The 10,418-nt window shown below is 74.8% G+C and carries 8 protein-coding genes and 1 pseudogene; 6 read left to right on the top strand and 3 right to left on the bottom strand.

The genetic code is table 11. The features are described 5' to 3' along the window. Positions 1–360: 360 nt before the first annotated feature. The 5 genes from ACFV2S_RS14160 to ACFV2S_RS14140 all read left to right on the top strand — a co-directional run bounded on the left by ACFV2S_RS14160 (position 361) and on the right by ACFV2S_RS14140 (position 7,209). Positions 361–2,601, top strand: coding sequence for an MMPL family transporter (locus ACFV2S_RS14160; RefSeq protein ID WP_385557633.1), 2,241 nt, complete (start codon positions 361–363; stop codon positions 2,599–2,601). Beyond that, the gene (locus tag ACFV2S_RS14155; protein ID WP_385557630.1) at positions 2,579–3,136 is read left to right on the top strand and encodes a GNAT family N-acetyltransferase; all 558 of its coding nucleotides are present in this window, start codon (positions 2,579–2,581) and stop codon (positions 3,134–3,136) included. Before ACFV2S_RS14160 ends, ACFV2S_RS14155 begins: the two co-directional genes overlap by 23 nt. 35 nt (positions 3,137–3,171) lie before the next feature. Next, positions 3,172–3,795 carry a hypothetical protein gene (locus ACFV2S_RS14150; RefSeq protein WP_385557627.1) on the top strand — a complete coding sequence of 208 codons (624 nt, stop codon included), beginning with the start codon at positions 3,172–3,174 and terminating at the stop codon, positions 3,793–3,795. Between the two features lie 161 nt (positions 3,796–3,956). Beyond that, on the top strand, positions 3,957–4,145 hold the full coding sequence (locus ACFV2S_RS14145) for a hypothetical protein (protein WP_385557624.1): 189 nt from the start codon (positions 3,957–3,959) through the stop codon (positions 4,143–4,145). Between the two features lie 7 nt (positions 4,146–4,152). Then, a complete protein-coding gene (locus ACFV2S_RS14140; protein WP_385557621.1) occupies positions 4,153–7,209 on the top strand; it encodes an AAA family ATPase in 3,057 nt (1,018 codons plus the stop codon). Here the strand turns inward: ACFV2S_RS14140 and ACFV2S_RS14135 are convergent. The 3 genes from ACFV2S_RS14135 to ACFV2S_RS14125 form a co-directional block, all read right to left on the bottom strand. After that, positions 7,093–7,434: a DUF6191 domain-containing protein gene (locus ACFV2S_RS14135; RefSeq protein WP_385557769.1), complete on the bottom strand. Its 342-nt coding sequence runs from the start codon at positions 7,432–7,434 to the stop codon at positions 7,093–7,095. The two genes, ACFV2S_RS14140 and ACFV2S_RS14135, sit on opposite strands and share 117 nt — an antisense overlap. A gap of 14 nt (positions 7,435–7,448) precedes the next feature. Beyond that, on the bottom strand, positions 7,449–8,573 hold the full coding sequence (locus ACFV2S_RS14130) for a PQQ-dependent sugar dehydrogenase (protein ID WP_385557618.1): 1,125 nt from the start codon (positions 8,571–8,573) through the stop codon (positions 7,449–7,451). 103 nt (positions 8,574–8,676) lie between these two features. Continuing rightward, on the bottom strand, positions 8,677–9,699 hold the full coding sequence (locus ACFV2S_RS14125) for an aldo/keto reductase (RefSeq protein ID WP_385557615.1): 1,023 nt from the start codon (positions 9,697–9,699) through the stop codon (positions 8,677–8,679). A 75-nt stretch (positions 9,700–9,774) separates the two neighbouring features. On the opposite strand from ACFV2S_RS14125, the pseudogene ACFV2S_RS14120 reads away from it, so the two are divergent. After that, a pseudogene (locus ACFV2S_RS14120) lies at positions 9,775–10,317 on the top strand (NAD(P)-dependent oxidoreductase); the annotation flags it as partial. Between the last annotated feature and the right edge of the window lie 101 nt (positions 10,318–10,418).

Genomic DNA, 10,418 nt, shown 5'->3' with positions numbered 1-10,418 from the left:
TGCGGGGGGGGCGCTCGGGGGGGGGGGGGGCGGGCGGCGCCCCCCCCCCCGCGCCCCCGCGCGCGCGCGCCCCCCCCCCCCCGCGCCCCGCCCGCCCCCCCCCCCGCCCCGCGTGCGGCCTCCGGCGGGCGCGACCCCTACGGGCAAGGCGTACCGGGCGGCCGAAGGGGCCCTCGTCGGCCCGTACGAGGAGCGGCGGGTCCTCCCGGGCGGCCCCGGCCACCGCGTCGCACCGACCCGGACCCGACGGTCCTCCCGCCCGGTCGGAGCACCCTGTGAGGATCGCCACGAAACGGGCAAACGATCACGTTTGGCTGCAACAGTGGGGCGCGAGTACAGATCCAGTCAGGAGCCCCTCCTTTGGCCGCAATCGCACGGTGGTGCCTTCGGCACCGTCTCGTCGTCGTTCTCCTGTGGCTCCTCGCGCTCGGCGGTACCGCCGCCGGCGCGACCCTGGCCGGCAGCGCGTACTCCAACGACTACGAGGCCCCCGGGACCGAGTCCGGCCGGGCCACCGCCCTGCTCGACCGGGGCTTCCACGGCCTCGGCGGCGACAGCGACACCATCGTCTGGCACACCGACCGCGGCAGCGTCCGCGCCGACGCCGTCGAACAGCGCACGACCGCGATGCTCGACAAGGTCGCCCGCCTCCCCGGCATCGCCGCCGTCACCTCCCCGTACGGCGAGACGCGGGGCCAGGTCAGCGAGGACGGGCACACCGCCTACGCCACCGTCACCTTCGACGCGCAGGCCGACGACATCCCCGAGGCCCAGGCCCGCGCCCTCGTCGACACCGCCAAGGCGGCCGCCACCGACGACCTCCGGGTCGAGCTCGGCGGCAGCGCCGTCGCGCTCACCGAGGGCCCCGGCGGGCACATCGCCGAGGTCGTCGGGGTCGCCGTCGCGGCCGTCGTCCTCTTCCTGGCCTTCGGCTCCCTGGCCGCCGCCGTGCTCCCCATCGCGACCGCGCTCGTCAGCGTCGGCATCGCGTACTCCGGGATCGTCCTGCTCGGCCATCTGATGACCGTCGCCGACTTCGCCCCCATGCTGGGCATGCTGGTCGGCCTGGGCGTGGGGATCGACTACGCCCTGTTCATCGTCACCCGGCACCGCAGAGGCCTCAAACGCGGCCTCTCCGTCACCGAGGCCGCCGAGACCGCCGTCGCCACCACCGGACGCGCCGTCGTCTTCGCCGGCGCCACCGTCTGCATCGCCCTGCTCGGCATGCTGATCCTGCGGCTCGGCTTCCTCAACGGCGTCGCCATCGCCGCCTCGCTCACCGTGCTCCTCACGGTCGCCGCCTCCGTCACCCTGCTGCCCGCGCTGCTCTCGTTCATCGGCATGCGCGCGCTCTCCCGGCGCGAGCGCCGGGTGCTCGCCGAGCGCGGGCCGCAGCCCGAGCTGCCCACCGGCCTCGCCGCCCGCTGGTCCGCCTTCGTCGAGCGGCACCCCAAGCTCCTCGGCGTGGTCGCCGTCGCCGTCATGGGCGTCCTGGCACTGCCGACGCTCTCGCTCCACCTCGGCACCTCCGACCAGGGCAACGGCCCGGCCACCGCGACCACGCGCCAGGCCTACGACCTGCTCGCCGACGGCTTCGGGCCGGGCGTCAACGGGCCCCTCACCCTCGTCGCCGGCCTCGACGGCGCCGACGACCGGGTCGCCCTCGACCAGCTGCCGGCCGCGCTCACCGCCACCAGGGGCGTCGCGTCCGTCTCCCCGGTGACGTACAACAGCGCGGGCGACACCGCCCTCCTCACCGTCGTGCCCGACTCCGCGCCGCAGTCCAAGGCGACCAGCGAGCTGGTCGACCGGCTCCGCACGGACGTCCTCCCGAAGGCCGAGGACGGCACCTCGCTCGACGTCCACGTGGGCGGCGTCACCGCCTCGTACGACGACTTCGCCGAGATCATCGTCGGCAAGCTGCCGCTCTTCGTCGGCGTCGTCGTCGCGCTCGGCTGTCTGCTGCTGCTGCTCGCCTTCCGGTCGCTCGGCATCCCGCTCAAGGCCGCCGTGATGAACGTCGCCGCCGTCGCCGGAGCCTTCGGCATCGTCGTCGCGATCTTCCAGTGGGGCTGGGGGAGCGAGCTGCTCGGCCTCGGCAGCGCCGGACCGATCGAGCCCTTCCTCCCCGTGATCATGGTCTCCGTCCTCTTCGGCCTCTCCATGGACTACCAGGTCTTCCTGGTCAGCCGGATGTACGAGGAGTGGCTGGAGACCGGCGACAACCGGCGGGCGGTCCGGGTCGGCCTCGCCGAGACCAGCCGTGTGATCAACTCCGCGGCGGTCATCATGATCGCCGTCTTCCTGGCCTTCGTCCTCAGCGGCGACCGGGTCATCGCGATGTTCGGCATCGCGCTCGCGGCGGCCGTCGCCCTCGACGCCTTCGTCCTGCGCACCCTGCTCGTGCCCGCGCTCATGCACCTGCTCGGCGGCGCGAACTGGTGGCTCCCGAAGTGGCTCGACCGTCTGCTCCCGCGGATCAGCATCGAACCGCCCGAGTGCCGGGAGGCCGCCGACGCGCGTGGGAGGATCCCCGTACAGCGTGTGACGGCTTCGGCCGCGGAGGAGAGGAACGACGATGTTCGCGATATCGCTGGGTGACGACGGTGCCGAGCTGAGGCCCCTGGAGCCCTGGCAGGCCGAGGAGCTGCTCGCCCACATGGACCGGGGCCGGGAGTTCATCGGGCAGCACATCGCCCTTCCCGACGTCGTCTCGGACCTCGCGTCCGCCCGCGCCTACCTCCGCTCGTACGCCGAGAAGGCCGCGGACGACGCCGGCCGGCTGTACGGCATCTGGAGCGAGGGCCTCCTCGTCGGCGGCGTCCTCTTCCGCACCTTCGACGTCGCGAACGGCACCGCCGAGGCGGGCTGCTGGCTGGAGCCCTCCGCCGCCGGGAAGGGCCTGATCACCCGCGCGTGCCGGGTCATCATCGACTGGGCGATCGAGGAGCGCGGCATCCACCGCGTCGAGTGGTACGCCTCCACGAAGAACCTGGCCAGCGTCGCCGTCGCCCGCCGCCTCGGGATGACGAAGGAGGGCGTCGTGCGGGAGAACTACCTCTACCGCGGCACCCGCGCCGACACCGAGATCTGGGCCGTCCTCGCTCCGGAGTGGCGCGCGGCGAAGGCGTCTTAAGCCGCCTCTCATGTGGGCGCCCTAGCGTGCGCCGCATGGACACCAAGACGACCGAGAAGACCGCGACCGCGAAGAACGACGAGGTCGCGGAGAGCACGACCGCCGAGGCCGCGAAGACCACCCCGGACGCCGGGACCGCCCCGGCCGCCGACGGCGCCGGGGACGACGCGGCCGACGCGCGGGACGAGACGGCCCGGGCGACCGACGAGGAGCCGGACGCAGAGCTCGACGACGAGGACGACGACGACCTGGACGACGAGGAGGCGGCCTCCGGGCAGGCGGCCACCGGCGTCGGCGCGGGCGCCGCGGCCGTGGTCTCCGCCGCCCTCGCCGCCGTCGCCCTCACCGGCACCTGGACCGGCAGGGTCGTCGCCGAGCGCGAGACGCTCGTCGGGCAGATCAAGACCTCCAACGGCGGCAGCCCGGCCCAGCAGATCAGCGAGATCTACGGCGACGCCTGGCACAGCACCGCCCTGGTGAACGGCGTCTTCGCGCTCCTCGCTCTGATCGTCGGCGTCCTCGTGCTCACCCTGCCCCGGCGCCCCGCCTGGGTCCGCGCCGTCGCCGTGGCGGGTGCCGTCCTGGGCGGTCTGGGCCTGCTGCTGTCGGTGGGTACCTACTTCGACCTCTTCCTGAGCCTCCCCACGACCGGCTCCTGAGGTGGTCGGGGTGCCGCCTAAGGCCCCCTAGGAACCCCCCTAAGGCCCCCCGCACCCCGAACATGCGGCACTCGCCCGATGTGACGGCACCCCCTGGGAAACGAAAGTAGAGGCATCGCAGAGAGCGATACCGAAACCGGGGAAACCCAGGGGAGCACACCATGTTCGAGTACGAACTCCACACCATGCACCACGCCGAGCTCATCGCCGAGGCCGCCGCCCACCGCCTCGCCCAGGAGGCCGAGGTGACCCGCAGGGGGCTTCGCCTCTTCGGCCGCCGCCACGCGGGCCACGACACGGAGGGGCAGGTGACCGGCGGCGGCCGCGGTCGCTTCGTCCGGGCCGCGTGACCCCCGTATGAGCGACGGCAAGGAAGTCTGTGCGATGCTCGGCGCCGTGGAGACCAGGTCAGTCAGTCCCGTCTTCGTCGGCCGCGCCGGCGAACTCACCGCCCTCACCGAGGCGCTCTCCCGCGCGACCGCGGGAGAGCCCCAGGCCCTGCTCGTCGGCGGCGAGGCGGGCGTCGGCAAGACCCGGCTCATCGAGGAGTTCCTCGACACGGCGTGCGACCGGGGCGCCGTCGTGGCCCTCGGCGGCTGCGTCGAACTCGGCGCCGACGGACTGCCCTTCGCCCCCTTCTCCGCCGCTCTGCGCGCGCTCCGCCGCCGCCTCCCCGACGAACTCGACGCCGCTGCCGAGGGCCACGAGGGCGAACTCGCCCGCCTGCTGCCCGAACTGGGCGACCCCGGCAGCCACGAGCCCTCCGACGAGGACTCCACCGGCCGCCTCTTCGAACTGACCGTACGGCTCCTGGAGCGGCTCGCCGCCGACCGTACGATCGTGCTCGTCCTGGAGGACCTGCACTGGGCCGACGCCTCCACCCGGCACCTGCTCACCTACCTCCTGCGCACCCTGCGGCGCGGCCGGATCGTGGTCGTCGCCAGCTACCGGGCCGACGACATCCACCGTCGCCACCCGCTGCGCCCCCTCCTCGCCGAGCTCGACCGGCTCCGCACCATCCGCCGCATCGAACTCTCCCGCTTCACCCGCACCGAGGTGCACCGCCAGCTCACCGGCATCCTCGCCGCGGAACCCGACCCCGGACTCGTCGAAGAGGTCTTCGAACGCTCCGACGGCAACGCCTTCTTCGTCGAGGAACTCGTCGTCTCCCACGAGGCCGGCTGCGCCGCGGGTCAGCTCAGCGACTCCCTGCGCGACCTCCTGCTCGTGCGGGTCGAGGCGCTCCCCGAGGCCGCCCAGCGCGTCGCCAGGATCGTCGCCGAGGGCGGCTCCACCGTCGAGTACGGCCTGCTCGCCGCCGTCGCCCGGCTCTCCGAGGACGAACTGATCGAGGCCCTGCGGGCCGCCGTCGGCGCCAACATCCTCCTCGCCGTCCCCGACGGCGACGGCTACCGCTTCCGCCACTCCCTCGTCCGCGAGGCCGTCAGCGACGACCTGCTGCCCGGCGAACGCTCCCGCCTCAACCGGCGCTACGCCGAGGCCCTGGAGGCCGGCCCCGGCCTCGTCCGCCCGCATGAGCGGACCACCCGGCTCGCCACGTACTGGTACCACGCGCACGACCCCGAGAAGGCCCTGCCCGCCGTCCTCCGGGCCTCCGTGGAGACCCGCACCCGCCACGCCTACGCCGAGCAGCTCAGCCTCCTCGAACGCGCCATGGAGCTCTGGGACAAGGTCCCCGCCGAGACGCGCGGCTCGCTGCGCCCCATCGACTACGCCGACGCCTACCCCGCCTGCGGCTGCGACCCCGAGACCTCCTCGCTGCGCTACCTCGACCTGCTCGCCGAGGCCGCCGTCGCCGCCCGCCTCAGCGGCGAGCGGGAACGGGCCGCGAAGATCTGCAGGACGGCCCTGCGCATCCTCGACGAGGCCGAGAACGACCCGCTGCGCGCCGCCTGGTTCTGGACCGAGATGGCCCGGCTCCAGTCCAACCTCGGCCGGGGCGACGGCTGGCCGGAGATCGCCCGCGCCCAGGAGCTCGTCAAGGGCCTCCCGCCGTCCGCCGTCCACGCCACCGTCCTCGTCGGCGCGGCCGGCTGGGGCATGCTCCGCAACCCCGGCCCCGAGGCGATCGCCGCCGCCGAACGCGCCGTCGAGTACGCGCGCTTCGTCAAGGCCGAACCGATCGAGCTGAACGCCCGGATCACCCTCGGCACCATCCTGGTGTCGGCCGGCGACCCCGAGGGCGGGCTCGCCGCCATGCACGAGGCCCGCGAACGGACCATCGCCCTCGGCCAGTTCCACGAGGCCGCCCGCGCCCATGTGAACCTCTCCTCCTCCATGGAGGCGCTCGGCCGCTCCCGCGAGGCCGTGGAGATCGCCACCAACGGCATCGAACTGGCCCGCTCCCGCGGCCTCGTCGACAGCGCGGGCTGGATCCGCGCCAACCTCGCCGAGTCGCTCCTCTCGCTCGGCGAGTGGGACCGCAGCAAGGAGGAGGCCGAGCGGCTGCTCCGCTCCGGGGCGAGCAGCACCAAGCCGGGCGGCACCGCCCTCCTCCAGCTCGCCCACCTCGCCGCCGCGCGCGGCGAGACCGCCAGGGCCGCCGAGCACCTCGCCGAGGCCCGCACCCGCTACGGCACCCGCGACCCGATCCCGCAGTACACCCTGCCCATGGCCCAGGTCGCGATCCAGATCGCCGCCGCCGAGGGGCGTCTCGCGGACGTACGGGAACAGCTCGCCGCCACCGCGGAGACCGGCTTCCCGCCCGGCACCCACCGCTACGGCTGGCCGCTCGTCCTCACCGCCGTCACCGCCGAGGCCGACAGCCGGGGGCTGCCCGCCGCCGACGAGGGCCGTGCCGAGGCGCTCGCCCTCGTCCGCCGCTGCGTCCGCGGCCTCGCCACCCCGGCCCCGGTCTGGGAGGCCTTCTCCCAGCAGGTGTACGAGGAGTTCGCCCGCGCCGAGGGGCGCGCGACCGCCGCTCGCTGGGCCGAGGTCGTCGCCGCCTTCGAGCCGCTCGAACGCCCCCACCGGCTGGCCGTCGCCCGGCACCGCCTCGCCGACGCCCTGCTCGTCGAGGGCGGCCGCCGCGAGGAGGCCGCGGCCCTGCTCCGAGAGGCCCAGGCGACCGCGGTCCGCCTCGCCGCCCGCCCGCTCCGCGAGGACGTGGAACTCCTCGCCGCCCGCGCCCGCCTCTCCCTCACCCCGGAGAAGCAGGCCCCGGCCTCCGCCGAGCCGGGGGAGGACGGCTTCGGCCTCACGCCCAGGGAGCAGGACGTGCTGCGCCTGGTCGCGGCCGGCCGCACCAACCGGCAGATCGCCGAGGAGCTGTTCATCTCACCGAAGACGGCCAGCGTCCACGTCTCCAACATCCTGGCCAAGCTCGGCGTCTCCGGCCGCGGCGAGGCCGCCGCCCTGGCGCACCGCCTGCACCTCCTCGACACGGCCCTCTGAGGCCCCGGCCTCCCCGGCTCCGGCGTCAGGAGCCGGCTCCCCCGCCCGGCCGGAGCCGTCCGCCGGGCGGGGGAGCCGTATCGTCACCCGGCCCGAGGAGAGGTCCACCGGGCCGCGTGCCGGGTCCGCGTCCCCGGGATCCTCCCGGGTCAGGGCCTCCCGGCGCCGCTCCTCCTCGATGTGCCTGCGCCCCGGCGCGAAGAACTCGTCCAGTCCGCCGAACACGGTCACCGCCTCCCTCACCTCACCTCCAGACGGAGGATCCGGTCGTCCCCGGGCCCGGGCGTGCCCCGGGTGTCGGTCTCGCTGGTCACCAGCCAGAGCCGGTCGCCACCCGCCGCGAGAACCGTGCGGAGGCGTCCGTACTCACCCGTGAGGAACGCCTCGGGCTCCCCGGATCGTTCCGCTCCGGAGAGCGGCACGCGCCACAGCCGCTCGCCCCTGAGCCCGGCCATCCAGATCGCGCCCCGGGCGTACGCGATGCCGCTGGGGGAGGCCTCCGAGGTCGGCCACTGGGCCACCGGATCGACGAACCCGGCCTTTCCGGCCCGCCCCTCGGCCTCCGGCCAGCCGTAGTTCCGGCCGGGCTCCACCAGGTTCAGCTCGTCCCAGGTGTTCTGCCCGAACTCGGACGCCCAGAGGCGGCCCTGCGGGTCCCAGGCGAGTCCCTGCACGTTGCGGTGCCCGTACGAATAGACCACCGAGCCCGGGAAGGGATTGCCCGGCGCCGGCCGGCCCTCCGGCGTCATCCGCAGGATCTTCCCGCCCAGGGACGCCCGGTCCTGGGCCAGACCGGTCCGGCCCGTCTCGCCCGTCCCCGCGTACAGCATGCCGTCCGGCCCGAAGGCGATCCGTCCGCCGTTGTGCACGAACCCCTTCGGGATGCCGGTGAGGACCGGCTCCGGAGGGCCGAGCCGGTCGCCCTTCCCGCCGCCGTACCGCATGCGCACGATCCGGTTGTCCGACGCGGCCGTGAGGCAGGCGTACACCCGGCCGTCGTGGACGGCGAGTCCCAGGAGTCCGCCCTCGCCGCCCGGCACCACCCCCGGCACCTCGCCGAGCACGGTCTTCGCGCCGGTCCGCCCGTCGATCCGGGTGATCGTCCGCTCGTCCCGCGAGGAGACGAGCAGATCCCCGCCCGGCAGCTCCGCGAGTCCCCAGGGGGACTTCAGCCCCTCGGTGAGCGTGCCCGTCACCGACACGCGGCCGACGGCGGAGGGCGGTGACGAGGAGGGTGGCGGGGCCGGCACCGACGCCGTCGGGGCCGCGCCGGGACGTTCCCCGGTGGCGGTCCCCGAGGAACAGCCGGTCACGAGCACCAGCACGGCGGCGCCCCACAGGGCCTTCACGACAGGACGGCTCATGGTCCGGTCCCCTTCGACGAGTCGAGTGGATCCCTCCACCCCTTGATACACCGCCCGCCGCGATCGGGTTCCCGTCCGCCGGGTCCGTCCTCCGCGCGGCCCGTCAGTCCCAGGACCCGCGCGGCGCCGGAAGCGCCGCGATCTCCGCCAGGTCCGCGGCCGTCAGCCGCAGCGAGGCCGCGCCGGCGTTCTCCACCGCCCAACGCTCCCGCTTCGCCCCCGGCACCGGCACGACGTGCCGTCCGAGGCCGAGCACCCACGCGAGCGCCACCTGCGCCGGGGTGACCTCCGCCCCGTGGCGTGCGGCGACCCGGCGCAGCCCCGCGACGATCGGCTGGTTCGCCGCCATCATCTCGGCCGTGAACCGGGGGTGGTGGGCCCGCGGGTCGTCCGGCTCGAAGCCGCCGCCCGGGGTCAGCGTCCCGGTCAGGAAGCCGTTGCCCAGAGGCATCGCCGCCAGGAACCCGACCCCGCGCGCCGCGCACCAGGGCAGCAGTCGTGCCAGGGCCTCCCGCGACCACACCGACAGCTCCGCCTCCACCGCCGCCACGGGGAACACCTGCTGGATCCGGTCCAGTTGGCGGATCGTTCCCTCGTACCCGTCGCGGCGGGCGCCCGTGGCGCCCCGGAGCGCCGTACGGGCGCCGACGGCGCAGAGACCGAGCGCCCGCACCTTGCCCGCCGACACCAGCTCGGCCATGGCGCCCCAGGTCTCCTCGACCGGCACGTCGGGGTCCGCCCGGTGCAGCTGGTAGAGGTCGATCACATCGGTCCGCAGCCGCCGCAGCGAGGCGTCGCAGGCCCGGCGCACGTACCCGGGTCTGCCGTCGGCGACCACGTGCCGCCGCCGGCCGCCGTCGCCGACGAGCAGACCGCACTTCGTCGAGACGAAGGCCTCGGACCGCCGCTCCTCCAACACCCGCCCCAGCAGCAGTTCGTTGGTGAACGGTCCGTACATGTCGGCGGTGTCGAGCAGGCTCACCCCGGCGTCGAGCGCCGCGTGCACGGTGCGCAACGAGCGGTCCCCCCGCTGTTCCGAACGGCTGTACGCCCAGCTCATCGGCATGCACCCCAGGCCGATCGCACCCACGTCGAGCGCCGTCGCCCCGATAGTCCTGCGCTCCACCTGCCGGTACCCCTCCCTGTGCCGTCCCCCAAAGTAACCAATGGCGGACGGGATTCTTCGCATAGCCTCCCGGTCATGAGATTCGAAGACACGACCGCTGACGTGTGGCTTCCCGTTCCCGCGGACGAGATCGAGGGGCTGCCCGCACCCGGCGGTTCGGGCCTGAACTACCGCTTCTGGGACGGGGGTCCCGAGTTCCCCGCCGACCCGGCCCGCTGCGCCTTCTACGTCGTCCCGTACATGAAGGGCTCGGAGATCGCCGTCCGGCCGCTGGCCGCCATGACCTCCCTGCGGGTCGTGCAGACGCTCTCCGCGGGCATCGACCACGTCACGCCGGGCATCGGCTCGCTGCGTCCGGGGGTCGCCCTCTGCAACGCGAAGGGCGTCCACGAGGCCAGCACCGCCGAGCTCACGCTCGCCCTGATCCTCGCCTCGCTGCGCGGGATCCCCGGATTCGTGCGGGGCCAGGACGCCGAGGAGTGGCGGGCGGGCTTCTACCCGGCCCTCGCCGACAAGTCCGTCCTCATCGTCGGGTACGGATCGATCGGCGCCGCCATCGAGGACCGGCTCGCGCCCTTCGAGTGCGCGCGGGTGGCGCGCGTCGGGGGCGCCCCCCGCCCCCCCCCGCGCCGGCCCGGGGCCCCCCCGGCGGGCCCGCCCCCCCCCCCCCCCCCGGCGGGCGGGGGGGGGGGGCCCCCCCCCCCCCCCCCCCCCCGACG

Origin of the sequence: Streptomyces sp. NPDC059695 (genome assembly GCF_042733785.1) — a bacterium.
Classification (GTDB): Bacteria; Actinomycetota; Actinomycetes; order Streptomycetales; family Streptomycetaceae; genus Streptomyces.
This window is presented reverse-complemented; position numbering and strand designations above follow the sequence as displayed.